27 protein-coding genes and 1 pseudogene are annotated in these 20,915 nt (G+C 70.1%); 10 read left to right on the top strand and 18 right to left on the bottom strand.

Annotation, left to right across the window (positions count from 1 at the left end; all coding sequences use genetic code 11):
• Nucleotides 1-82: 82 nt before the first annotated feature.
• The gene (locus tag AC5P09_RS14505) at nucleotides 83-400 is read right to left on the bottom strand and encodes a hypothetical protein (protein ID WP_307672434.1); all 318 of its coding nucleotides are present in this window, start codon (nucleotides 398-400) and stop codon (nucleotides 83-85) included.
• Nucleotides 401-590: 190 nt separating this feature from the next.
• Entirely contained in the window at nucleotides 591-1,052 is a 462-nt protein-coding gene (locus AC5P09_RS14500) for a hypothetical protein (RefSeq protein ID WP_493874279.1), read from the bottom strand.
• Between the two features lie 198 nt (nucleotides 1,053-1,250).
• On the opposite strand from AC5P09_RS14500, the gene AC5P09_RS14495 reads away from it, so the two are divergent.
• Nucleotides 1,251-1,814 carry a snapalysin family zinc-dependent metalloprotease gene (locus tag AC5P09_RS14495; protein ID WP_493874278.1) on the top strand — a complete coding sequence of 188 codons (564 nt, stop codon included), beginning with the start codon at nucleotides 1,251-1,253 and terminating at the stop codon, nucleotides 1,812-1,814.
• Nucleotides 1,815-1,983: 169 nt separating this feature from the next.
• On the opposite strand, the gene AC5P09_RS14490 is transcribed toward AC5P09_RS14495, so the two are convergent.
• The 4 genes from AC5P09_RS14490 to AC5P09_RS14475 all read right to left on the bottom strand — a co-directional run bounded on the left by AC5P09_RS14490 (nucleotide 1,984) and on the right by AC5P09_RS14475 (nucleotide 4,568).
• The gene (locus AC5P09_RS14490) at nucleotides 1,984-2,904 is read right to left on the bottom strand and encodes a bile acid:sodium symporter family protein (protein WP_493874395.1); all 921 of its coding nucleotides are present in this window, start codon (nucleotides 2,902-2,904) and stop codon (nucleotides 1,984-1,986) included.
• A 281-nt stretch (nucleotides 2,905-3,185) separates the two neighbouring features.
• Nucleotides 3,186-3,326: a competence protein CoiA family protein gene (locus tag AC5P09_RS14485; protein WP_493874277.1), complete on the bottom strand. Its 141-nt coding sequence runs from the start codon at nucleotides 3,324-3,326 to the stop codon at nucleotides 3,186-3,188.
• Complete coding sequence (locus tag AC5P09_RS14480) at nucleotides 3,323-4,267, bottom strand: zinc-binding dehydrogenase (protein WP_493874276.1); 945 nt, start codon at nucleotides 4,265-4,267, stop codon at nucleotides 3,323-3,325. Before AC5P09_RS14480 ends, AC5P09_RS14485 begins: the two co-directional genes overlap by 4 nt.
• On the bottom strand, nucleotides 4,191-4,568 hold the full coding sequence (locus tag AC5P09_RS14475) for an alcohol dehydrogenase catalytic domain-containing protein (RefSeq protein WP_493874275.1): 378 nt from the start codon (nucleotides 4,566-4,568) through the stop codon (nucleotides 4,191-4,193). The genes AC5P09_RS14480 and AC5P09_RS14475 overlap by 77 nt, the downstream gene beginning before the upstream one ends.
• A gap of 109 nt (nucleotides 4,569-4,677) precedes the next feature.
• On the opposite strand from AC5P09_RS14475, the gene AC5P09_RS14470 reads away from it, so the two are divergent.
• On the top strand, nucleotides 4,678-5,349 hold the full coding sequence (locus tag AC5P09_RS14470; RefSeq protein WP_493874394.1) for a dienelactone hydrolase family protein: 672 nt from the start codon (nucleotides 4,678-4,680) through the stop codon (nucleotides 5,347-5,349).
• A gap of 69 nt (nucleotides 5,350-5,418) precedes the next feature.
• Here AC5P09_RS14470 and AC5P09_RS14465 read toward each other — a convergent pair whose 3' ends face one another.
• The 3 genes from AC5P09_RS14465 to AC5P09_RS14455 form a co-directional block, all read right to left on the bottom strand.
• Nucleotides 5,419-5,871 carry a YbhB/YbcL family Raf kinase inhibitor-like protein gene (locus AC5P09_RS14465; protein WP_493874274.1) on the bottom strand — a complete coding sequence of 151 codons (453 nt, stop codon included), beginning with the start codon at nucleotides 5,869-5,871 and terminating at the stop codon, nucleotides 5,419-5,421.
• Nucleotides 5,872-5,930: 59 nt separating this feature from the next.
• Nucleotides 5,931-6,809 carry an SDR family oxidoreductase gene (locus AC5P09_RS14460; RefSeq protein WP_493874273.1) on the bottom strand — a complete coding sequence of 293 codons (879 nt, stop codon included), beginning with the start codon at nucleotides 6,807-6,809 and terminating at the stop codon, nucleotides 5,931-5,933.
• A gap of 297 nt (nucleotides 6,810-7,106) precedes the next feature.
• Complete coding sequence (locus AC5P09_RS14455) at nucleotides 7,107-8,315, bottom strand: MFS transporter (protein ID WP_493874272.1); 1,209 nt, start codon at nucleotides 8,313-8,315, stop codon at nucleotides 7,107-7,109.
• A 248-nt stretch (nucleotides 8,316-8,563) separates the two neighbouring features.
• Between AC5P09_RS14455 and AC5P09_RS14450 the strand changes: the two genes are divergently transcribed.
• A complete protein-coding gene (locus AC5P09_RS14450) occupies nucleotides 8,564-8,800 on the top strand; it encodes a hypothetical protein (protein ID WP_493874271.1) in 237 nt (78 codons plus the stop codon).
• 12 nt (nucleotides 8,801-8,812) lie between these two features.
• Here AC5P09_RS14450 and AC5P09_RS14445 read toward each other — a convergent pair whose 3' ends face one another.
• Nucleotides 8,813-9,169 (bottom strand): hypothetical protein, encoded by a 357-nt coding sequence (locus AC5P09_RS14445; protein ID WP_493874393.1) that lies wholly within the window; start codon nucleotides 9,167-9,169, stop codon nucleotides 8,813-8,815.
• A 357-nt stretch (nucleotides 9,170-9,526) separates the two neighbouring features.
• On the opposite strand from AC5P09_RS14445, the gene AC5P09_RS14440 reads away from it, so the two are divergent.
• Nucleotides 9,527-10,090, top strand: coding sequence for a hemerythrin domain-containing protein (locus tag AC5P09_RS14440; protein ID WP_493874270.1), 564 nt, complete (start codon nucleotides 9,527-9,529; stop codon nucleotides 10,088-10,090).
• A 91-nt stretch (nucleotides 10,091-10,181) separates the two neighbouring features.
• Here the strand turns inward: AC5P09_RS14440 and AC5P09_RS14435 are convergent, their stop codons facing one another.
• From AC5P09_RS14435 to AC5P09_RS14415, 5 genes and pseudogenes are all read right to left on the bottom strand, one after another.
• Nucleotides 10,182-10,916 carry a GAF domain-containing protein gene (locus AC5P09_RS14435; protein WP_493874269.1) on the bottom strand — a complete coding sequence of 245 codons (735 nt, stop codon included), beginning with the start codon at nucleotides 10,914-10,916 and terminating at the stop codon, nucleotides 10,182-10,184.
• Between the two features lie 6 nt (nucleotides 10,917-10,922).
• Nucleotides 10,923-11,042, bottom strand: coding sequence for a hypothetical protein (locus AC5P09_RS14430; protein ID WP_493874392.1), 120 nt, complete (start codon nucleotides 11,040-11,042; stop codon nucleotides 10,923-10,925).
• Between the two features lie 845 nt (nucleotides 11,043-11,887).
• Nucleotides 11,888-12,373 carry a nucleotide exchange factor GrpE gene (gene grpE, locus AC5P09_RS14425; RefSeq protein WP_493874268.1) on the bottom strand — a complete coding sequence of 162 codons (486 nt, stop codon included), beginning with the start codon at nucleotides 12,371-12,373 and terminating at the stop codon, nucleotides 11,888-11,890.
• Between the two features lie 2 nt (nucleotides 12,374-12,375).
• A pseudogene (dnaK, locus tag AC5P09_RS14420) lies at nucleotides 12,376-14,222 on the bottom strand (molecular chaperone DnaK).
• A gap of 58 nt (nucleotides 14,223-14,280) precedes the next feature.
• Entirely contained in the window at nucleotides 14,281-14,640 is a 360-nt protein-coding gene (locus AC5P09_RS14415; RefSeq protein WP_493874267.1) for a J domain-containing protein, read from the bottom strand.
• Nucleotides 14,641-14,820: 180 nt separating this feature from the next.
• Here AC5P09_RS14415 and AC5P09_RS14410 point away from each other — a divergent pair, with 180 nt between their 5' ends.
• The 4 genes from AC5P09_RS14410 to AC5P09_RS14395 all read left to right on the top strand — a co-directional run bounded on the left by AC5P09_RS14410 (nucleotide 14,821) and on the right by AC5P09_RS14395 (nucleotide 16,381).
• Entirely contained in the window at nucleotides 14,821-15,261 is a 441-nt protein-coding gene (locus AC5P09_RS14410) for an Hsp20/alpha crystallin family protein (RefSeq protein WP_493874266.1), read from the top strand.
• Nucleotides 15,262-15,387: 126 nt separating this feature from the next.
• Nucleotides 15,388-15,771 (top strand): STAS domain-containing protein, encoded by a 384-nt coding sequence (locus AC5P09_RS14405; RefSeq protein ID WP_493874265.1) that lies wholly within the window; start codon nucleotides 15,388-15,390, stop codon nucleotides 15,769-15,771.
• Nucleotides 15,768-16,154, top strand: coding sequence for a hypothetical protein (locus AC5P09_RS14400; protein WP_493874264.1), 387 nt, complete (start codon nucleotides 15,768-15,770; stop codon nucleotides 16,152-16,154). Before AC5P09_RS14405 ends, AC5P09_RS14400 begins: the two co-directional genes overlap by 4 nt.
• A 50-nt stretch (nucleotides 16,155-16,204) precedes the next feature.
• Nucleotides 16,205-16,381, top strand: a complete 177-nt coding sequence (locus AC5P09_RS14395; protein ID WP_493874263.1) for a hypothetical protein — start codon at nucleotides 16,205-16,207, stop codon at nucleotides 16,379-16,381.
• Between the two features lie 455 nt (nucleotides 16,382-16,836).
• Here AC5P09_RS14395 and AC5P09_RS14390 read toward each other — a convergent pair whose 3' ends face one another.
• Nucleotides 16,837-17,010, bottom strand: coding sequence for a hypothetical protein (locus AC5P09_RS14390; protein ID WP_493874262.1), 174 nt, complete (start codon nucleotides 17,008-17,010; stop codon nucleotides 16,837-16,839).
• A 259-nt stretch (nucleotides 17,011-17,269) separates the two neighbouring features.
• Here AC5P09_RS14390 and AC5P09_RS14385 point away from each other — a divergent pair, with 259 nt between their 5' ends.
• The gene (locus AC5P09_RS14385; RefSeq protein ID WP_493874261.1) at nucleotides 17,270-17,803 is read left to right on the top strand and encodes a DUF1062 domain-containing protein; all 534 of its coding nucleotides are present in this window, start codon (nucleotides 17,270-17,272) and stop codon (nucleotides 17,801-17,803) included.
• A gap of 45 nt (nucleotides 17,804-17,848) precedes the next feature.
• Here the strand turns inward: AC5P09_RS14385 and AC5P09_RS14380 are convergent, their stop codons facing one another.
• Complete coding sequence (locus AC5P09_RS14380) at nucleotides 17,849-18,550, bottom strand: DNA alkylation repair protein (protein WP_493874260.1); 702 nt, start codon at nucleotides 18,548-18,550, stop codon at nucleotides 17,849-17,851.
• Between the two features lie 90 nt (nucleotides 18,551-18,640).
• On the bottom strand, nucleotides 18,641-19,246 hold the full coding sequence (locus tag AC5P09_RS14375; RefSeq protein ID WP_493874259.1) for a TetR/AcrR family transcriptional regulator C-terminal domain-containing protein: 606 nt from the start codon (nucleotides 19,244-19,246) through the stop codon (nucleotides 18,641-18,643).
• A gap of 168 nt (nucleotides 19,247-19,414) precedes the next feature.
• Here AC5P09_RS14375 and AC5P09_RS14370 point away from each other — a divergent pair, with 168 nt between their 5' ends.
• Nucleotides 19,415-20,893: an APC family permease gene (locus tag AC5P09_RS14370; RefSeq protein WP_493874258.1), complete on the top strand. Its 1,479-nt coding sequence runs from the start codon at nucleotides 19,415-19,417 to the stop codon at nucleotides 20,891-20,893.
• The last annotated feature ends 22 nt before the right edge of the window (nucleotides 20,894-20,915 follow it).

Here is a 20,915-nt window from a genome sequence, read left to right as displayed (position 1 = left end):
GCCGGCGCGCGACTTGACCTGAGTAGTCGCGCATCTCTCCAAGGCCCACGTCGTGCCGTAGATCCACGCAGGACACACCGCTTCAGAACTCGCGGTCGATGCCGGTCACGATCGCCGCGCCCAACGGAGCGTCCTCCTGGGCGAAACCGCTGTCGCGCAGCGCCCGGGAGACCAGCCGCACCGCTTCGGCCTCGGCTCCCGACTGATCAGCGGCCTCGACCTCGACCCGAGCGGCGAACATGCCGTCCTCGTCCACCGTCAGCAGACTCAACTGTTCGCTCTCCCCGAGATCCGTGTTCTTCGGGTCCTGAGGCCGAAGCCTGCGCTCGATGTCCGAGCAGACGTCGTCGGGAACTCCTCGGAGGAATGTGCCGGGGACGGTGATGACGTATGTGGTCACCAGGACTCCTTTCGAATCTGCGGCACGCGCCTCGTGACTCTCGTGCACCCTCGACCGGCACGTACTCGCTGCGCGTCTTCCCTGTCCGTGGCCGTGAATGCGCCCGCGGACAACTCATCACCCGGTACGTTCGGTGGAGGTGAGCCACTGCAGGCCACCGGCTTACGTCTCCCGGGTTACGTCCCCCGGCTCACGTCCCCCGGCCCGTGCTCCCGCCCGGGGCGGCGCCGGCGGCCGCAGGAATGGCGCGCCGCCTCTCGTGACGTAGAGCCGCACCCGTGGTCACAGCGCCCAGTCCCTCCCACAGGCCCACGCCGAAGAAGCCGGACGGGGCGCGACCGCCGAGCACCGCGAACGTGAAGACGGCGCAGGTCAGTAGGCGGAAGGGGACAGTCCAGCGGAAGAACGCCTTCCAGTCGGCGAGCGAGGCCAGTACGTAGTACACGCCCATGGTGAGCGCCGCCATGGACGATGCCGTCAGGAAGGCCAGGGTGTGATCCTCCTCCGCGCGCCGCAGGCCCGCCACGGGGGCGAAGCCCATGAGCGAGAGAGGGGCATCCGGAGCGATCAGCCCCAACGCGCCCACGGCGGCGGCGAGAACGCCGAACACCGCCATGGTCCAGCCGGACAGCGAGCGGGGAATGAGCTGCATGGAGCCTCCACATGCCAAAGAGCCGTCGGGAGTACCTCTGCATACCTTGTGCGAGGGCGGGCCCGGCGCTCGTCGGGCAGGGAGGGGCGGTGGTGGCGCAGTTTGACGGATTGCGGTCTGCCCGGTGTGGGCAATGAGCTTGGCAGGGTTGGCATGAGCATGCCTCCTTGCCTTCCTCACCCCCACAGGAGGTAGACCATGTACTCGCGCGTGTTCGTCCGTGGCTGCACCGCTGCCCTCACGGCGGCTCTCACCCTGGCCGGTGGCCAGGCCTACGCGGCAGCGCCGGGCTCCGGCGACCAGCTTCTCGCCGCCCGCGTCGTCACCTACGACGCCGGCGCCTCGGCGGAGTTCAAGGCCGCTGTCGATCGGGGCGCGGCGATCTGGAACGAGAGCGTGGACTCCGTCGAACTGCGCCCGGCGGCCGCCGGGCAGCGCGCCAACATCCGGATTCTGGCCGACAACGGCTGGCCCCGGGCGCTGACCACCTCGCTCGGCAACGGAACGGTCTACATCGGACGACAGGCCGTCAACGAGGGCTACGACACGGTGCGGATCTCGGCGCACGAACTCGGCCACATCCTCGGCCTGCCGGACCGCAAGCCCGGTCCCTGCACCAGCCTGATGTCGGGCTCCAGCGCCGGCGTCGCGTGCACGAACCCCTACCCGGACGCGGCCGAGAAGGCGGAGGTCGAGGGCAACTTCGACGCCGCGCTTGCCCATCCGGCACCGGCTGCCCGCGCCACGGTGATCGTGGACTGACCCACCGACGTGCGCGGGGACGGCCCGTCGCCGCGCACACCGGTCGGCCGGATGCTGCGGGTTACGGCTGCCTGCAGCCCTGGCCGGCCTCATGACGGCGTGGACAACCGACCGGAGTGGTGCACGGACGCCGGCCGTCGCGAAGGCGGCGGACGGCGTCCGCGCACCGTCAGCGCGGCCGGCGGGACAGCCAGGCGGCGGCCAGGGCACCGGAGATGTTGTGCCAGACGGAGAAGACCGCGGCCGGCAGGGCGGCCAGCGGACTGAAGTGAGCGGTGGCCAGCGAGGCCGCGAGCCCGGAGTTCTGCATGCCGACCTCGAAGGCCATGGCACGGCTCCCCGGCTCGCCCAGCCGGGCCATCCGTCCCGCGCCGTACCCCAGTGCCAGGCCGAGGCCGTTGTGCAGCACGACGGCGACGAAGACCAGCAGGGCCGCCGACTTGATGGCATCGGCACTGCCCGCGACGACCACGGTCACGATCACGCCGATGGTCAGGGCGGACAGCCACGGCAGCACCGGCAGGGCCCGCTGTACGTGGCGGGCCGCCAGGAGCCGCACAACGAGGCCCGCGAGCACCGGCAGCAGCACCGTCTTGAGGATGTCGGTGACCATGGAGCCGGCGTCGACCGGCAGGTACTCGCCCGCCAGCAACAGCGTCAGGGGCGGGGTGACCAGCGGGGCCACGAGCGTGGAGACGGTGGCCACGGAGACCGACAGCGCCACATCACCACGCGCCAGATACGTCACCACGTTGGAAGCGGTGCCACTGGGGGCACAACCGACGAGGATCACGCCCGCGGCGAGCTGCGGCGGGAGCTGGAGCAGGTGGGCGACGGCCCAGCCGAGGCCCGGCATGATGACGTAATGCGCGACCAGCCCGAGGGCCACAGCCCAGGGCCGCTTGGCGACTCCCCGGAAGTCCTCGGGGGTCATGGTGACGCCCATGCAGAACATCACCACGCCCAGCAGGTACGGCACCGCCTCGCCCCAGCCGGTGAAGCTCCCCGGGAGCAGCAGCCCGACGGCGCCGGCTACGAGGACGAGGACCGGGAAGACGGTGACGGCGCGTCGCGCGGAGCGGTCGCCCACGGCGTCGGCGCCGTGGTGTTCTGACTGTTGGGACTGGGACTGGGACTGGGACTGTTGGGACTGTTCGTAGTGTTCGGATCGTTCGGCACTCACCGTTCGAGACAACGCCTGGTCAGGGGCATGACGCAAAGGCGTCTCGCGATGTGATCAACATGCGACGGTGGGGTGCCACGCGCACGCGTCCGCCCGGCCGTGAGCGGTGCCGGGCGGACCCGCGGAGCGACTCGCGTCAGGGGGTCAGCTGCCAGCCCCGGATGTGGCCCACGTCGATGGCGACGGGGTCACGCACCCTCAACTTGCAGATGTGCACGATGTCGAAGTGACGGGATCTTGTCGCCCTGCTTGACGTGGACCTTCTCGTCGCACTCGGCGCAGTAGAAGTCCCCGGTCGTCTGGGCCTTCACGCCCGCTTGGGCGGTCACCGTCGGTCACCGCTGTCGTGCCCCTGCGTTGCCACGGGTCCCTGAGTGCCCGCGGTGGTGGCGGCGCCCGTACCGGCTGCCTCGCCGAGGCCGGGGCCGACCGAGCCGTCGTCCGCCACGCCGAGTGTGACCTTCGTCCAGCCCGCTTCGCGCCGGTCGAACGTGCGGTAGGCGTCGACCGCGTCTTCCGTACCCACCCAGCGAGTGATCAGCGGTGTGGGGTCGAGGCGGCCCGACGCGACCATCGACACCAGGTCGGGCAGGTAGCGGCGGTGGTTGCAGTTGCCCATCTTGAGCGTGAGGTTCTTCATGAACGCCTCGCCGAACGGATAGTGCTGCACCTGCGGCGGATAGACGCCGACGGTGCCGACCGTGCCGGCCTTGGTCGCCAGCTGCACCGCCCAGCGGGCCGCCAGCGTCGGGGCGTCGCCCGGCACCCACGTCTCCCCGTCCGGATTCCGCTCCGGGGCCGCCTCCTGGCGTTCGTGGTCGAACTGCTCGGCCTGCTCCCGCAGAGCCTCGGCGGCCGGCCCGTGGGCGGGTCGCTGGGCGTCCACGCCCACGGCCTCGATCACTCGGTCGACGCCGATGCCGCCGGTCAGCTCCAGAGCGGAATTGACCGGATCCTCCGCGTTGAAGTCCACCGTCTCGGCATGCTGGTCGCGGGCCAGGTCCAGCCGGTCGGCCACGCCGTCGACGACGATGATCCGCCCGGCGCCCTGCAGACGGGCGCACGCGACAGCGGCCTGCCCGACCGGCCCGGCGCCCAGAATCGCCACGGTGTCGCCGTCACCGATCTCGGCCAGCTTCGCCCCGAACCACGCGGTGGGGTAGATGTCCGACAGCAGGATGGCCTGTGCGTCGTCAACCGTGTCCGGCAACGGCACCAGGCCGACGTGGGCGAACGGAACGCGGGCGTACTCGGCCTGGAGCCCGTCCAAGCCCCCTTCGGCCTCCGGACCACCGAAGAACACCGTGCTCGCCCGCGGCCCTTGCGGGTTGGCGTTGTCGCACTGCGTTGCGCACCCCGGAGCCTGTCTCCTCCACGACGCCGACGGCCTCATGGCCGAGGATCCGCCCCTCCTGCAGGCCGGGCATGGCGCCGCGGACGAAGTGCAGGTCGGTGCCGCAGACGGCGGACGTCGTGATCCGCACGATCGCGTCGTACCGGTCCTCGATCTTCGGCTCCGGCACGTCGTCCAGACGTATGTCCCCGAGTGCGTGCCACACGACAGCCTTCATGCGAATCCTCCGTTCGTGCGCCCCGGTGTCCCCCGTCATCCGTGTCCGATTCTTGGGTACCCGTCCAACCCGTCCAAGTCCTCGTACAGCCTCAGGGGAGATGACGACGATGGTTTCCGAAGCGGTGATCGTTCCTTCGGGGGAGGCGGCCCTCCATGGCGACCTCGTGATTCCCCTCGGGGCGCGTGGGATGGTGCTGTTCGCGCACGGCAGCGGCAGTTCACGTCTCAGTCCCCGCAACCGTGCCGTCGCCGCCGAGCTTCAGCGGGGCGGCATCGGCACCCTCCTGCTGGACCTGCTGACCGAGCAGGAAGAGCACCAGGACGTCGTGACGGCCGAGCACCGCTTCGACATCGGCCTGCTGGCCCGGCGCCTGGCCGATGCCATCGACTGGCTGGAGCAACGCCCGCAGACCGCAGACCTGCCCGTGGGCCTGTTCGGGGCGAGCACGGGAGCGGCCGCGGCTCTGGTGGCAGCAGCCGAGCGTCCGAGGCGGGTCGCGGCGGTCGTGTCGCGGGGTGGACGCCCCGACCTGGCCGGCGACGCGCTGGCCCTGGTCGCGGCCCCGGTCCTGCTCGTCGTCGGCGGCAACGACGAGACGGTTCTCGACCTCAACCACCAGGCCGCCGGCAAGCTGTCGGTGGCGCACAAGGTTCATGTGGTGCCCGGCGCGACCCACCTCTTCCCGGAACCCGGCACGCTGCGGCAGGCCGCGGAGGCCGCCGCCGACTGGTTCCGGGATCACCTGGGCGAGGCGCCCGATGACGAGCGTTCCGGCTGAAGCTGAAGCCTTCGTCGTCCCGGACGAACGGCTCACGGACGTACGGTGCCGTCAGTGCCGTCAAGGCCGTCAGCGTTGGTACAGCCCCACCAGAGTGCCGCTGGCGAGCTGCTGCTCGTCCACCGCCTGATGCACCTCCTGGGCGCTGGGCGCGTCGGGCAGCACGCACGGCTTCGACAGGGCGTAGAGCCGGAAGAAGTAGCGGTGCGCTTCGTCCCCGGGAGGAGGGTGCGGCCCGCCCCAGCCCCGCTCGTGGTAGCCGTTGACGAGTTCGGTGCCGCCGGTCGGGCACTGCCCCGCCGCGACGCCGTCACTGCGAGGATCGATGCCGACCACGATCCAGTGCGCGAAGGTGCCCGACGGGGCGTCGGGGTCCTCGCAGAGCAGCACCAGTTCGTTCGCGTCGTCCGGCACACCGCTCCAGGCCAGGGGAGGGGAGACGTTCTCGCCCTCGTACGCGTATCGGCGCTCGATGACGGAGTGATCGTTGAATGCGCTGCTGCGCAGCTCGATACCAGCCATGTCTCCCGGAGTACCCGGCATGAGTCGGGCATACCGGGCGCTGGTCGAGCCCGTCGCGTTCACGGCAGCGGTGTGCCACCCGTGGCGTTGACGATCTCGGCGGTGATGAAGGACGCCTCCTGCGAGGCCAGGAAGACATAGGCGGGCGCCATCTCGGCGGGCTGGGCCGGCCGGCCCAGCGGTGCCTGCTTGCCGAACTCGACCGTGTCCGGCATCGTCGCCGGGATCAGCGGCGTCCAGACCGGTCCCGGTGCGACGGCGTTGACGCGGATGCCCCGGTCGGCCAGCATCTGGGCCAGCCCTTGGGTGAAGGTGACGATGGCCCCCTTGGTCATCGCGTAGTCGAGCAGATGGGGGCTGGGCTTGTACGCCTGTACGGAGGTGGAGTTGATGATGCTGCCGCCCTCGGGAATGTGCGGCAGAGCGAACTTCGACAGCCAGAACATGCCGTAGAGGTTGGTGCGCAGCACGCGGTCGAACTGCTCGGTGGAGATGGCCTCGATGCCCTCCGGCTGCGACATCTGGTACGCCGCGTTGTTCACCAGGATGTCGATGTGGCCGAACTCGGTGACGGCCTGGTCCACCAGGGATCGGCAGGCGTCCTCTTCACGGATGTCGCAGGAGACGGGGATCGCGCGGCGGCCGGCATCCTCCACCCACCGGGCGGTCTCGCGGGCTTCGTCCTTCTCCTCGTCCAGGTGGGTGAAGAGCACGTCGGCTCCCTCACGGGCGAAGGCCAGCGCCACCGCCCGTCCGATTCCGGAGTCTCCGCCGGTGATCACGGTCTTGCGGCCGTCGAGGCGGCCGCTGCCCCGGTAGGACTCCTCACCGTGATCCGGCGGCGGGTCCATGGGCCCGGTCCAGCCGGGATGAGGCTGATCCTGGGAGGGGAACTCGGGCTGCGGATGCTGGTGGGCGGGGTTCTGTGATTGGTTCACGGCTTCGGCCTTCCTCGTCTGTGACACGGTCTCGGCAGGGCCCGTCCGGGGAGCATCCGGGGAGTACACCGTCTTGCCGGGTCGGCGGCTCACTACCGTCACGACACTGAGGACGATCCCGTAGGCCGCTGTGGCATCGGTGAGGCATGCCCTCGATGCGGAAGCGTCTCGTCCCACACTTCCCCTCTTCGGCCACACGAAGTACCCATGCTGCCGACGGCCACACCCGGGGCCGTGCCGGCGGACGGGCTGTCTGTTGCGGCGGAGGAATCCCCTTCCCTCAGAGAGGGGGAGGGGTTACACCCAGTGGTCAGTCTGCTGCTGAGCGGGTGACCTGGCTTGGTGTGCGGCAACGGCCATGACGATGACGGAGATCAGGGCGATACCGGCGCCGACGTAGAGCGGCGCCGTGTAGCCGAGACCCGCGGTGATGGCCAGGCCTCCGAGCCAGGCGCCGAGTGCGTTGCCGATGTTGGACGCGGACACATTGGCGCTGGCGGCCAGCGCCGCTCCGTGGGCGAAGTCGGTGACGCGAGTGATCATGCCGGGGACGCCGGCGAACCCGAACAGCCCCATCAGGAACACCAGGATCACCGACGCGGTGGGGCTGTCGGCCAGCAGACCGAATGCGGCCAGGGTGATGGTGAGTCCGAGCAAGGCGAGGACCAGGGCGCGGTCACGGTCATGGTCGGCCGCTCGCCCGCCGACCATGTTCCCGACGACCAGGCCGACGCCGTACACCATCAGCAACCAGGCGACATCGGCCGGGGCGAAGCCGCTGACCTCGGTGAACGTGTACGCGATGTAGCTGAACGCACCGAACATCCCGCCGTAGCTGAGCGCGGTGGCCGTCAGGGTCAGCCAGACCTGCCAGGACCGGAACGCTCGGAACTGGGCCCGTAGGCCGCCGGCCGCCATCGGGTCCGCGCGGCCCGGCACTGTCGACGGCCGTGTCTCTCCCGCCTGGCCGGGGACGAGGGCGACGATGCCCGCCAGCGCGAGTACGCCGATTGCGGTGACCGCCCAGAAGGCCGCTCTCCAGCCCCAGCGCTCACCGACCAGGGCACCGAACGGCACGCCCAGTACGTTCGCAACGGTCAGCCCGGCGAACATGAGCGCCACCGCGCGGGACTTCTTCTCCGGCGCGACCAGACTGCGAGCGACCAGCGAGCCGATGCCGAAGAACGAACCGTGGCACAACGCCGCGACGATCCGCCCGAGCAGCATCACCGGATAGGTCGGCGCGAGAGCGGACAACAGGTTGCCTACGACGAACAACGCCACCAGGCCGACCAGGACCCCCTTGCGGGGCAGCCGCGCCGTCGCCGCTGTCAGGGCGATCGCGCCGATCGCGACACTCAACGCATACCCGGAGATCAGCCAGCCGGCGGCGGCCTCGGACACCGCGAAACTGGACGCAACCTGCGGCAGCAGCCCGGCGATCAGGAACTCGGTCAGACCGATACCGAAACCGCCGAGTGCCAGCGCGACGAGTCCACCCGGCATCCGCAGCTCTCCGATCGACCGCCCAACGAGTCGTGATCGTACGGTACTTGCCGCCGCGGCTTGTGGGTCGCCCGGTTCTCGAACCGCACGCACCTGGCTCGATGCGGGACCGCACGGCGCCGGCGCGGCACGACTATGCCGTTACGGCCCTCCACCCAGCGCCGGCCTCCTGCCCGTCGGCCCCAGGCGTTTCCGGTGCCCGCCCCGGGGGAACCCGGCAAAGCCCCACTGCCGATGGGAGGGCGGGCATGACCAGCCAGAAGAGTCACCGCGGAGACCGCTTCGACCGGGCGCGCAACCATGACGAGCCGGGGGCGCACTCGGGCGCGGAGAGCCAGGCACAGGAGCGATCCGTACCGGGTACGGCCGGCGCGAAGGAGGGCTACCAGGCGGAGGAGGGCACGGCGGCGGGCAAGCCCCTTGAGGGCGTCGATACCGAGGAGCACGCCCGGCGGGAGCCGGACGACGAGGGAGAATCCACGTAGTTCTTCACGGAGTCATGCGGCGGTTGCCGCTGTGAACGCCGCGGTGATGGCGGTGTCGGTCCGCGCGTGAATGACCAGTCGGGGTCCGGTGGGGTCGGCATTGGCCTCGAGCAGCCGTCGGGCGGGGGCACTGTGGGTTGCCACCGACATCAGGACACCGACGTTGCTGCAGGTGCGATGGGCGCGCAGGACCGCACTGATCGCTGCGCCACCTGTGGCCGGCTCGTCCAGGACGATGACGACGGGCGCCGGCTTGTGGGCACGGATCAGGTTGCTGATCTCCGCTGCGAGGGTGGCGCGTCCGCCGATGCCGGGATCGTGATGCACAGTGATGACCAGAACGCCACGCTCGAGCTTATGAGACAGCATGTCCGGATTCCTCCCACGGGCCAGTCCGTCCATATCGGAAGTACCCCATGTGAGTCCCATAAATCGCCAGGACATGAGCAACTCCGGTGGCGCGCAGGTCCGATCGACGCCGGGCCGCCCGAGAGACGGCCGCCCTCACGCTCCGCCGTCCCCCGTTCGGCGGGCCACTGCGGTCGCCGCCGGGCGACCCAGACCGGCCTGTGACAGGCTCCTGGAAGCGGGCCCCGCAGGCTGTCGCCTCCCGGCCGCCTCCCGGCCGCCAGGTGTACCACCCCGTCCGGCCATCGGCGGCCACCGAGCCCTGACACCGGCCATGGCAGTCCATCCACGCCAGATGACAGGAAGGAGCGCCCACACATGGGGCACGGAGGAAACGTCATTGAGGAACTGACAGCGGATCACCGGGAAGTTGACGGTCTGTTCGCTGAGATGGAAACCCACGCCGCAGCCGAGAACAGGCGCCGTGAGCTGGCCGACCAGCTGACCATGGAGCTTGTACGGCACGCGGTGGCCGAGGAGGAGCACCTCTACCCGGCGGTCCGCCGATACGTCGACGGCGGTGACGACCTCGCCGACAAGGAGATCGCCGACCACAGCGAGGTGGAGCGTCTGCTGAAGGAGCTGGAAGCCTGCCGGCCCGGTGACGCGCAGTTCGACACCCTCGTAGCGCAGCTCAAGTCGTCGGTCACCGCACATGTCAGGGACGAAGAAGACCGCCTGTTCCCCCTGCTGGCCGACGCCTGCCCCACGGAAACCCTCAACGAACTGGGTGACAAGGTACGCAGGGCCAAGGAGTCCGCCCCGACCCGCCCGCATCCCGCAGCCCCGGACACCCCGCCGCTCAACAAACTCCTGGCTCCAGGAGCCGGAATGGTCGACCGGGTCCGCGACATGCTCACCGGCCGCGGCAAGAACGACTGACATTGCCGTGACGGCGCAGTGCGCGCAGCCGGGGCGGCGCCCTGACCGAAACGCGAAGCGACTAGAGGCAGAACGCTGGGCGCCGGACCGGCTACCGCAGGGCGGCGAGCACCGTCTCCGGGGCCAGGGTGCGGCGTACGAGGGCCTGCGCGACCTCGGTGAGGCGGTCGCCGTCGCGGCAGCAATAGGTGCGCAGGGCGTCCATGGCCTGTGCGGGATCGAGGCGGCCGTACTCGGCGAGCATGCCCTGGGCCATCTCGACGGTCGCCTTGGCGGCGACGGCGGCCTGGGCCTGAGTGAGGATGTCCATGGGCCGGGCCGGGTCCGGACTCCAGTGGACCAGGGCCACGGCCGCCACGTCGGCGAGGGCCTGGGCCAGGCGCAGGTCGGTCGTGGGCAGGCCGCCCGGGGCGGTGAGCAGGAGGGTCACGGCGCCGATGGCATGGTGGTTGACGCGCAGTGGCAGGGCGTGCGCGGCTCGGTAGCCGGCCTGCCGCGCCCGGGGGGCGAACTCGGGCCAGTTGTCGGCGTCGCCGGACAGGTTGGTGGCGTTCACCGGTCGGCGTGTGCGGTAGCAGTCCCGGGCGGGGCCCTCTCCGGCCTGCTGCCGGACCAGCTCGGTCAGGGTCTCCTGCTGTTGCGGAGCGACGGCCATGATGCGCAGGTCGCCGCGGGTGGTGGCCATGGTGACACCGACCGCTTCGGCACCGGTGAGGTCGATGCAGTGCCCGGCGAGGCGGTCCAGGAGGACCACCGGGTCGAAGCCGTCGGCGAGGGTGTCGGCCAGCCCGACGAACGCCTTGGTGAGCTGTTCCTCACGGGTCATGACCGGTCACCGTCTCCTTCGTCGCTCCCGAACCGACCGGGGCCCTCTGGACGTTCGCCCTTGGGTGAAGGCGCGTGACCTCAGCCGGTCCAGGGCCTGCTGCGGGTCGACTCCCAACTGCACCATGACCATGCCGACGGCTTGGTGGACCTCTGTGTGGTCTGCCTCCGCGGCCGCCACCCATGAAGCTACTCCTGCTCCGTCCGCGGGAGCGTAGTCGCCCGTTCCGGAGTCGAGGTTCAGCACGGCGAAGGTGACCGCGCCCCGGGCCAGCAGGGCATTCCGCGGATCCCGGTCGGAGAGAGCGCCCGGGGTGGGCGCGGTAGAGGTCGAGCGTGCCGATCGCCAGCGCGCTGGTGCCCAGCGGAAGCGAGAAGACCGCCCGCACGCCGAGTTCGGTGGCCTGGTGGGCGAAGACCGGCCAGCGGCGGGCGTCCGGACCGCGGCTGAGGTCGGCCGCCGGCACTGGTGCCGTCCGGGCGAGGGCGGTCTGGCAGGGGCCGTCGCCGAGCGTGTACCTGGGCTTCGGCCAGGCGGGAGGCCGTACGGTTGCCGGCGCACCACAGCGCACGGACGGTGGTGCCGTCGGTGATGGAGATGGAGGTGCCGGTGATCGGGAGCAGCTCCACGCATGCCTGGCACAGCAGCGCCGGAACCTGCCGTACGTCCGCGGCCGCGGCTGCCGAGGTGAAGGTGTCCGCGACAGTGCGCCGGTCTTCCAGGACGGAGGGTCGACGTGCTCAGGGGTCTCGTCGCTGTCGTCGTCCGCGGACCGCATCGTCATCACCTCCGCCCGGTGGTACGGACAGCAACCATGATCCACCAGTGGCGCCCGTGACGACAGCCCGACCGGGACATCGTCATCCGTCCGGCCCGGCGACACCCCCGCTCACCGGACCGGCCGTACCTGTACCAGCTCGCGCCCTCTGTATGCGCCGCCCGACGATACTGGCCCATGCGGCCGACGACGCCTACTCATCTTCAGTCGGGCCCGGCTGCCTGCCGGGCTGAGGTGGCCCGGTGACCTCCACGTGCGCCGGGCGCAGCAGTCGGTCACCGAGCCGGTAACCGGGGCGCAGGACCCTGGTGCAGGTCAGGTGCTCGGAAGAGAGGGCGATGTGGTGGGTCAGGGCGTCGTGCCGGGTGGGGTCGAAGACCTCGCCCTCCCTGCCGAACTCCTGCATCCCGAGCGCTGTCAGCTGGGTCTCCAGGGTGCCGATGATGTCCTTGAGGCCAGTCGTCAGCGGCTCGTGGTCGCGGGCGCGGTCGACGGCGTCCAGCACGGGCAGCAGGGCGGTCAGCACGTTGGCCACCGCGATCTCGCGGATGGCCATACGGTCGCGGCGCACCCGCTTGCGGTAGTTGTCGTACTCGGCCTTCACCCGCTGCAGGTCGGCGGTGCGCTCCCGCAGCAGCTGCTCCAGCTCCTGAGTATCGCGCGGCCGGCTCCGTTCCATGGTCAGCCCGCCTCCGGCTTGTCCTCGTCGACGATCTCGGCGTCCACCACCTCTTCGTCGGCGCCGGACACCTGGGACGCACCGGCGGAGTCCTGCGCCGTGCCCTCGGTGCGCGACTTCTCGTACAGCGTCGTGCCGATCTTCTGGGCCGCCTGCGCCGCACGGTCCATTGCCTGTCGCAGGGCCGCCGTGTCCGCGTTCTCGTCCTTCAGCTTCTCCTTGAGGTCGGCGAGGGCCGTCTCGGTCTCGCTCCTCGCGTCCGCCGGGATCTTGTCGGGGTTGTCCTTGAGGAGCTGCTCGGTCTGGTAGACGAGCTGTTCGGCCTGGTTGCGCGTCTCCGCGGCCTCGCGCCGCCTGCGGTCCTCCTCGGCGTGCTGCTCGGCCTCGCGGACCATGCGGTCGATGTCGTCCTTGGGCAGGGCCGAGCCGCCGGTGACGGTCATCTTCTGTTCCTTGCCGGTGCCGAGGTCCTTGGCGGAGACGTGCATGATGCCGTTGGCGTCGATGTCGAAGGCCACCTCGATCTGCGGCACCCCGCGCGGTGCGGGTGCGATGCCGGTCAGCTCGAACATGCCGAGCTTCTTGTTGTAGGCGGCGATCTCACGTTCGCCCTGGTAGACCTGCACGGTCACGGAGGGCTGATTGTCCTCCGCCGTCGTGAAGATCTCCGAACGCCGGGTGGGGATCGTGGTGTTGCGCTCGATGAGCTTGGTCATGATGCCGCCCTTGGTCTCGATGCCGAGGGACAGCGGGGTCACGTCGAGAAGCAGGACGTCCTTCACCTCGCCCTTGAGGACGCCCGCCTGCAGGGACGCGCCGACGGCCACGACCTCGTCTGCGGGTCCTTGCCCGTGAGCTCCTTCACCAGGTCCGTCGCGGCCGGCATCCGGGTCGAACCGCCCACCAGGATCACGTGGTCGATGTCGGACACCTTGATGCCGGCGTCCTTGACCGCGTTGTGGAACGGCGCCTTGCAGCGCTCCAGCAGATCGGCGGTGAGCTGCTGGAACTGCGCGCGGGTGAGCTTCTCGTCCAGGTGGAGCGGCCCTTCGGCGGACGCGGTGACGTAGGGCAGGTTGATCGTCGTCTCGGAGGACGAGGACAGCTCGATCTTCGTCTTCTCCGCGGCCTCCCGCAGCCGCTGCACCGCCATCTTGTCCTTGGACAGATCGACGCCGTAGCCGTTCTTGAACTGCTTGACCAGGTGGTCGACGATCCGCTGGTCCCAGTCGTCACCGCCGAGGTGCGTGTCGCCGTTGGTGGCCTTCACCTCGATGACGCCCTCGCCCATTTCGAGGAGCGACACGTCGAAGGTGCCGCCACCCAGGTCGAAGACCAGCACCGTCTGGTCGTTCTCCTTGTCCAGGCCGTACGCCAGTGCCGCGGCCGTCGGCTCGTTGATGATCCGCAGGACATTGAGGCCGGCGATCTCGCCCGCCTCCTTGGTGGCCTGCCGCTGGGTGTCGTCGAAGTACGCCGGTACGGTGATCACCGCGTCGGTGACGTCCTCGCCCAGGTACGCCCCCGCGTCCCGCTTCAGCTTCTGCAGCACGCGCGCGGAGATCTCCTGCGCGGTGTACCGCTTGCCGTCGATGTCGCCGCTGTCAGGGAACCGCCAGCCGTGGTCCCCCATGTGCCGCTTCACGGAGCGCGCGGTGCGCTCGACGTTGGTCACGGCCTGCCGTTTCGCGACCTCGCCGACGAGCACTTCACCGTTCTTGGCGAAGGCCACCACCGACGGGGTGGTCCTGGCCCCTTCCGTGTTGGTGACGACGATGGGCTCACCGCCCTCGAGGACCGCGACCACCGAGTTCGTCGTACCGAGGTCGATGCCGACCGAGCGGGCCATCTGGTTCTCCCTCCTCACGGTTGCCGGACACTGCCGGGCTTGCCGGATCTCACCGATCTCAACGGGGGCCGCCTCGGGCCCTCCGCTCCCACCGGACCGGTCCCGCCCGCAGCGGTGGTTCGGGCGGCGGCATACTGCCTGCCGCCCGGACCACCACGACGCGGCGCACCGGGCGGGCCGGAGCCGGGGGAGGCGCGGTGCGCTCGCGGTCGCAGGCGGCGCGCAGTCCGGGGTCGCGGAGGGTGTCGTACGCGGCCCGCAACCGCCCGAACCGCTCCGCGGTGACGGCGTCGACCCGGGTGTCGGGACGCAGTTCCCGCACTCGGGCACGGAAGGCGGAGGTGATCACCTCGGCCGTCGCCGAGGGCTTCACTCCCAGCACCGCGTACAGGTCCGCCGCCCCGTTCCGACCCTGCACTCCAAGCCACCTCCTCACCTGCCGCGAGCTGCGGTTTCGGGTCGACTTGCCTACTGGAATGGATAAAACTTGAGCGCTCTCTTGTCAAGTCTGAGCGGGTGGGGTATATGCATGGGTGAAGGCATTCCGGGCTCCCGGAGCCCGGACGGACCGAACCGACCAGGCGAAAGGAGTTGGACGATGGTCCTCATGCGCACGGATCCCTTCCGGGAATTCGACCGGCTCGCCCAGCAGCTGACCCAGCAGGCGTTCGGCACCGTCGCCAGGCCGGCCGCCATGCCGATCGACGCGTACCAGAGTGACGGCAGCTTCGTGGTCCACTTCGACCTGCCCGGCGTCGACCCGGACACCGTGGACCTGAATGTGGAGCGCAACGTCCTGACCGTACGGGCCGAGCGTCCCGCACCCGACGTCAAGGACGCCGACCTGCTGGTCGCCGAGCGCCCGCACGGCGTCTTCAGCCGCCAGCTCTTCCTGGGCGAATCCCTCGACGTGGAGAAGATCGACGCCCAGTACGACGCCGGCGTGCTCACGCTGCGTATCCCCGTGGCCGACGAGGCCAAGCCGCGTCGTATCGAGATCAGTCGAACGGACAAGGAGGCCGAGCAGATCACTGGCTGAGCGGAACAGAGTGCAAGACAGGCACAGAGAGCAAGACAGCGGACCGAGGACGAAACGCCGGCCCGGCGCGCGTCGTACGAGGTGCGCCGGGCCAGGACAGGCACGGGAAACACGAGGCAGGTGGCCATGGCTCTGTTCGTGGCGTCGCGCCGTGAGGGCGACTGGACCGTCATGGAAGTCCGCGGGGTCCTCGACACCGAGACCGCCCCGGAGCTGCGTGCCTGCGCCGCCACCGCGGCCGAGCGCACCGCGCGCCCTCTGCTGCTGGTCGTCGACCTCACCGAACTGTCCTACTGCGACGTCGACGGGCTGAGCACGCTGATGGCCATCCGCTCCGTCTCACAGACGGGCCAGGGCGAGTTGCGTCTGGTTTGCGCCGCGGGGCGGGTCCTGCGCATCCTGCGGATCAGCCGGCTCACCGATGCCCTGCCCGTCCATCCGACCCTGGAGGCCGCGCTGGCCTCCTCCGCCACCGCCCGTGTCGACCATCCGGGAGGTTTTGCGCAGTGATCACCGAACTGGCCGTGGAACGCGTGGAGTTCACCTGCGGGCACTGCTGGTACCGCTGGAGTGCCGACTACGACGTGCAGCGCTACGTGGACGACCGGGGACAGGAGTGGGAGTCCTTCTCCCAGGACAACGTCGGTGTCGCTTCCCCCTACACCCCCGACGGCGCACCGGCGTGCCCCCACTGCGCGCGACGCTGGGTCGGCCGTCTCATGGCCCGCCGACCCGTCCCCCTGCCCGGCGGGTCCGACGCGCCGCGCAGCCGCGTCCCCGACACCGGCGAACACCGCCCGGAGCGCCACTCGGCGCCACTCCTGTCCGCCGCCGACCATCACCAGCCGGCCGCGGACACACGGGCCCGGCAATCGTCAGCCGAGTCCCGCTGATCACCGGCCCGGGAGAACAGACAGGAAGTCCGAAGGAAAGGAGAGCATCGATGGGCGCACTGATGTGGCTGCTCATCCCGCTGACCGCATGCGTCGCGGCCGGCATCCGGGCCTGGTGCGCAGCCCGGCCCGGTCCCCGCGAGATATGGACCGACGTGGACGCCTACGACCGGCTCCGGGCAGCCTACGCCCGGATGGTGCCGACGCCCTCCGAGCGCGGCGGTTGATACAGCCCGCCAAGGTGCGTGAGCGGCTGTGGACAGCGCAATCTGGTGGCTGCTGTAGGGAGTGAGCGACGTTTCGATGGCACGGCTTGTGAGGGAAGAGGAAGACGTGGTCGTCCGCCTCTCCTGGCGGGAGAAGGCTGTGACCGGATGCCGGAACGTACGCATACCACTGACGGCGGTCAAGGACGTGAAGGTCGAACCGGACTGGTGGCGCGCTCTGCGCGGCGTGAGGCGGCGCGGCCGGTGGCGCCCCGGCCGGTTCTGCCTGGGAGAGTGGCGGCACCGCGACGGCCTGGATTTCATCGCCGTACGCGTCGGCACCCCAGTGGTCCGCGTGGACTTGTGGCGCTCCGCTCCCTTCGCCCGACTGTGCGTCTCCGCCGCGGATGCCGAGGAAGCCGCCCGCTCGGTACAGGCACTCGGGGCAGCACTCCGTCGTGCCGCGGCCCCGGCACCTACATCCCGAGCTCCGGAGCATTGAAGTGCGGACGGCCGGCGGCCGTCGGTGCCGCCAGGGCCATGACTACGCGTGCGCGTTCGGTGAGGGGGCCGAGGAGTTGGGGGAGGGCGAGGAAGTCGTCGGTGTCGGCGCTGACCGAGTCCTCGGCCTTCGACCTCGAGGCGTCCAAGCAGCGCTGCACCGTCGAGCGGTGCAACAACCGCCTCTGCAGCGGCCAGGCATCGCCACCCGCGCCAAAACCAGTGGAGCCGCACCTCCGTGCGCCATTACCGTGCTCCCGCCCCCTGCCGCCTTGTTGAGGACATGCCGTTGCACACCCAGTGAGACCTCCTGAGCGCTGATTCGTCGCGCGTCGCGCATGTGCGCCGCGCTCCTTTTCGCTGCGGACTTCTCACTGGAACCGGTGTGTCTCTGTGTCCAGAATCTGGGTGGTCGTGCCCACCCGCCTGCCGCTCGTTCTCCGCCGTTGCCACGCCTGCGCCTCCGGGCGCTTCCGGTCAAGCGGCAAATTCCGCGTCAACGCGAACCACAAGCTCATCGACGCGTGGCTCCTCGCGCTGTGCACCGTGTGCGGGGAGACCACCAAGCTCACTGTCCTGGAACGGCTGAACGTGCGCTCCATACGTCCTGAGCTCCTGGACCTGCTCCACGGCAACGATCTTGGCCTTGCAGCCGAGCTGCTCCAGGATCCGGTCGTGCGGCGCCGTAATCGCATCGCCCTCGACTGGGACAACGCCTGGCGCCTCGACACCGGCGGATCGGATCAGCTGGAGGGGGAGGCGATCGAGGTCCTGGTCCGCTTTGCGGCGCGGATCCCTGTCCGGCCGGTACGACTGATCGCTGAAGGCTTCGGCTTTTCGCGAGCCGAGGTCGAGAGACTGATCACCGAGGGGAATCTCGTTTCGGCAGTCCGCCTGAGCGGCAGGCTCTCCGGAGACTTCACCTTCACGCTCAAGCGCTGAGTCCTCCGGGACAGGGCCTGTCCGGCAGGATCCGCCGGACAGGCCCTACTGGTGCTGTCGGCGCACCATCTCGGTGATCCAGACGGGCGCGAACGGAGACGTGCAGCCCGGGGAGGTCGGGTAGTCCTTGAGCACCTCCAGGCGCTCACCGATGGCGAGTGCACGGGCGCGGTGCTCGGCGTGCTCGATCCCGATCTGAGCCAGGCAGTGGTTCATCGCCCACTGCAGGCGATCCGGGGCGTCTTTCATCTCCGCCTCGATGACATCGAGCAGTCCCGCGAGGTCGAGACCCTCGGGCTTCTTCGCCACGCGTTCGGTGGTCAGCGCCCAGCCGGCACTCGCGACCACTGGATCGGGATCGGCGGACCAGGCCAGGCGCAGTTCCTCGGAGTGCGGGTTCTTCTTCACCACGTAGTTCACGAGCCAGTCGTGCACCTTGGGTGCGCGCGCCTCGCGCACCATGGCGTCCAACTCGTCGCGCTCGAACGCCTTCGGGCGGCAGATCAGGAGCGCCAGCAGTCTCGCCGCGGTGTCGTCCGTCTCCCAGAGCCGGCACGCGAGTTCCTGCTGCGTCTTCAGCCGCTTCGCGAGTGCACGCAGCTTGCCGAGGTTCACACCGTGATCGTCACCGTGCTTCTCGTTCACCGCGCGTGCCTTCGGGTCCTCCAGCTCGGCCAGCTCGGCCATCACCTCGGCCGCCAGCGTCTCGGTGAGCGTGGTCTCGGGCACCTCAGCCTCCCTGTCCATCACGGCGGGATTCAGCCTACGACGGAAGTCGGCCCCCCCTTGTTGTGCACACCGGTTCGCCGGCAGCCACCGGCGACACCCCCGGCGGCCTCAGGCTCCCCGCAAGGTCCTGGCATGCGCCAGGAATCCCTCCAGCGCCACTGCGAACGCCCGGTCCGCGCGTCCCTCGCCCACCGCGTCGAGCGCTTCGGCGAGGCGGGGTGTCGTGGTCTCGTCCGGGAGTTCCCACATCGTCTCCGGGGCGGCGAGGTCCAGGGCCGAGCCGAGGACCAGGTTCTCCAGGGCCGTGATCAGCGGCATGACGTCCGGGAGGGCGAAGCCGGCGTCCAGGAGCAGGGTGACCGCACGCTCGTACTGCTCCAGGACGCGAGGCGCGCGCACGGGTGAGGTCATCAGGAGCGGGATGCTCCTCGGGTGGGCCGCGAAGGCGGCGCGGTAGGAGCGGGCCCAGGCGGCCAGGGCCGTGTCCCAGGGGGTCAGCGTCAGTGTCTCCGCGTCGATCGCCGAGGAGACCCGTTCGCGGAGCAGCTCGACGATGCCGCCGCGCCCGTCGACATGGTGATACACCGAGCCGGTCTGCACGCCGAGGCGCTTGGCGATCTGCGGGACGCTGAACTCGCCCTGTTGATCGACGAGTTCGAGCGCGGTGGTGGTGATGCGCTCCCTGTCCAGCAACGCCGTGCGCGGCCGTCCCATGATCTGCGCTCCCCCTGAGGTCTTCCCGGATGCCCAACAGGAGGTTACATTGCCGAAACCGAAAGCCTTTAGATTTACGGGTCCCCGGCCGCCACCCGAGTCCGGGAACCCGGGGCCGCCCCGCACGCTCCGGACTCTCCCCGCCCGCCGCCAGAAGGGCTTTCCCGCATGTCTGTGACCACCAAAGAAGAGAAGACGCCGCGCTCTGCGGCGACCCTGAGATCCGGTTCCCTCGGCACCGCGGACATCGCCTTCTTCGTCGTCTCGGCCGCCGCCCCGCTCACCGTCATGGCGGGCGTCGCCCCGCTGGCGATCCTGCTCGGGGGGATCGGCGCACCCGTCGGCTACCTGCTGGCCGGCATCACGCTCGCCGTGTTCGCCGTCGGGTTCACCACCATGAGCCGCCATGTCCGCAGCGGCGGCGCCTTCTACGCGTACATCACCCGCGGCCTCGGCCGCCCGATCGGTATCGGTGCCGCCCTGCTCGCCCTCATCGGCTACAACGGCATGGAGATCGGCGTCTACGGCCTCCTCGGCTCCGCCACACAGGACACCGTGCACGCCCTCTTCGGGGCGGACATCCCGTGGCTGCCGGTGTCGCTGGCGGGGCTGGTCGTCATCGGTTACGGCGGCTACCGGTCGATCGACTTCGGCGCCAAGCTGCTGGGCGTTCTGCTCGTCGCCGAGACCGGGATCCTCGTGCTGCTCGCCGCCGGGGTGCTCGTCGACGGTGGCGCGCACGGCCTGTCCGGGGCCTCCCTCACGCCCGGCAACGTGTTCGTTCCCGGTACCGCGGCAGTCCTCGCCTTCGCCTTCGCCGCGTTCACCGGCTTCGAGTCCACCGTCATCTACCGCCGCGAGGCCCGCGACCCGGAGCGCACGGTGCCGCGCGCCACGTACCTCGCCGTCGGATTCCTCGGTCTCTTCTACGCGTTCATCGTCTGGGTCGTCATCCAGGCCTTCGGGGACGCCGAGGTCGTGGCGGCCGCGGCCAAGGACCCCGGCGGGCTCTTCTTCTCCGCCATCACCACGTATGTCGGCGGCTGGGCGTCCGACCTCATGCACGTCTTCATCGTCACCAGCGTCCTCGCCTCGCTGCTCGCCTTCCACAACGCCATCAACCGCTACGGGCTCGCCCTCGCCGAAGAGGGCGTCCTGCCAAGGGCGTTGGGTCGCATCCATCCGCGCCACCGTTCCCCGTACGTCGCCGGAATCGCCCAGACCGTGCTCGGTGCCGTTGTCGTCCTCGCCTTCTGGGCCGCCGGCGCCGACCCGTACGGGCAACTGCTCCTGTGGGTCAACACCCCAGGAATGATCGGCCTGTTCACGCTCCAGCTCCTCGCCGCGATCGCCGTGCCCTGCTACTTCCGCCGGGTCCGGCACCGGGAAGGCGCGCTGCGCACGGTCGTCGCACCCGTCGTGGCGACCGTGCTGCTCGCGACGGCCATAGGACTGGTCGTGTCCCACATCGACCTGTTCATCGGTGCGTCCTCCACGGTGAACGCCGTACTGATCGCCCTGGCGCCCGCCGTCTTCGTCGTCGGCCTCGTCCTCGCCTGGTGGCTGCGCCGCGCACGCCCCGAGGTGTACGCGGACTTCGCCGCCGAGCCTGCCGACCCGGCGGAGCCCGCCAAGCCCGCCGCATAGCCGTCCACCGCAAGGGAGTTAC

This window comes from Streptomyces sp. a15 (assembly GCF_059026085.1).
The sequence above is the reverse complement of the archived record's forward strand: the minus strand, read 5'-3'. Positions and strand labels throughout refer to the sequence as shown.

Excerpts from the sequence above, each read along its gene's own strand:
- AC5P09_RS14500 (WP_493874279.1), bottom strand. The coding sequence starts at position 1,052 with ATGCAGCTCATTCCCCGCTCGCTGTCCGGCTGGACCATGGCGGTGTTC.
- AC5P09_RS14495 (WP_493874278.1), top strand. The coding sequence starts at position 1,251 with ATGTACTCGCGCGTGTTCGTCCGTGGCTGCACCGCTGCCCTCACGGCG.
- AC5P09_RS14475 (WP_493874275.1), bottom strand. The coding sequence starts at position 4,568 with ATGAAGGCTGTCGTGTGGCACGCACTCGGGGACATACGTCTGGACGAC.
- AC5P09_RS14470 (WP_493874394.1), top strand. The coding sequence starts at position 4,678 with ATGGTTTCCGAAGCGGTGATCGTTCCTTCGGGGGAGGCGGCCCTCCAT.
- AC5P09_RS14465 (WP_493874274.1), bottom strand. The coding sequence starts at position 5,871 with ATGGCTGGTATCGAGCTGCGCAGCAGCGCATTCAACGATCACTCCGTC.
- AC5P09_RS14455 (WP_493874272.1), bottom strand. The coding sequence starts at position 8,315 with ATGCCGGGTGGACTCGTCGCGCTGGCACTCGGCGGTTTCGGTATCGGT.
- AC5P09_RS14450 (WP_493874271.1), top strand. The coding sequence starts at position 8,564 with ATGACCAGCCAGAAGAGTCACCGCGGAGACCGCTTCGACCGGGCGCGC.
- AC5P09_RS14445 (WP_493874393.1), bottom strand. The coding sequence starts at position 9,169 with ATGCTGTCTCATAAGCTCGAGCGTGGCGTTCTGGTCATCACTGTGCAT.
- AC5P09_RS14440 (WP_493874270.1), top strand. The coding sequence starts at position 9,527 with ATGGGGCACGGAGGAAACGTCATTGAGGAACTGACAGCGGATCACCGG.
- AC5P09_RS14435 (WP_493874269.1), bottom strand. The coding sequence starts at position 10,916 with ATGACCCGTGAGGAACAGCTCACCAAGGCGTTCGTCGGGCTGGCCGAC.
- AC5P09_RS14430 (WP_493874392.1), bottom strand. The coding sequence starts at position 11,042 with ATGGTGCAGTTGGGAGTCGACCCGCAGCAGGCCCTGGACCGGCTGAGG.
- grpE (WP_493874268.1), bottom strand. The coding sequence starts at position 12,373 with ATGGAACGGAGCCGGCCGCGCGATACTCAGGAGCTGGAGCAGCTGCTG.
- AC5P09_RS14410 (WP_493874266.1), top strand. The coding sequence starts at position 14,821 with ATGGTCCTCATGCGCACGGATCCCTTCCGGGAATTCGACCGGCTCGCC.
- AC5P09_RS14405 (WP_493874265.1), top strand. The coding sequence starts at position 15,388 with ATGGCTCTGTTCGTGGCGTCGCGCCGTGAGGGCGACTGGACCGTCATG.
- AC5P09_RS14395 (WP_493874263.1), top strand. The coding sequence starts at position 16,205 with ATGGGCGCACTGATGTGGCTGCTCATCCCGCTGACCGCATGCGTCGCG.
- AC5P09_RS14380 (WP_493874260.1), bottom strand. The coding sequence starts at position 18,550 with ATGGACAGGGAGGCTGAGGTGCCCGAGACCACGCTCACCGAGACGCTG.
- AC5P09_RS14375 (WP_493874259.1), bottom strand. The coding sequence starts at position 19,246 with ATGGGACGGCCGCGCACGGCGTTGCTGGACAGGGAGCGCATCACCACC.
- AC5P09_RS14370 (WP_493874258.1), top strand. The coding sequence starts at position 19,415 with ATGTCTGTGACCACCAAAGAAGAGAAGACGCCGCGCTCTGCGGCGACC.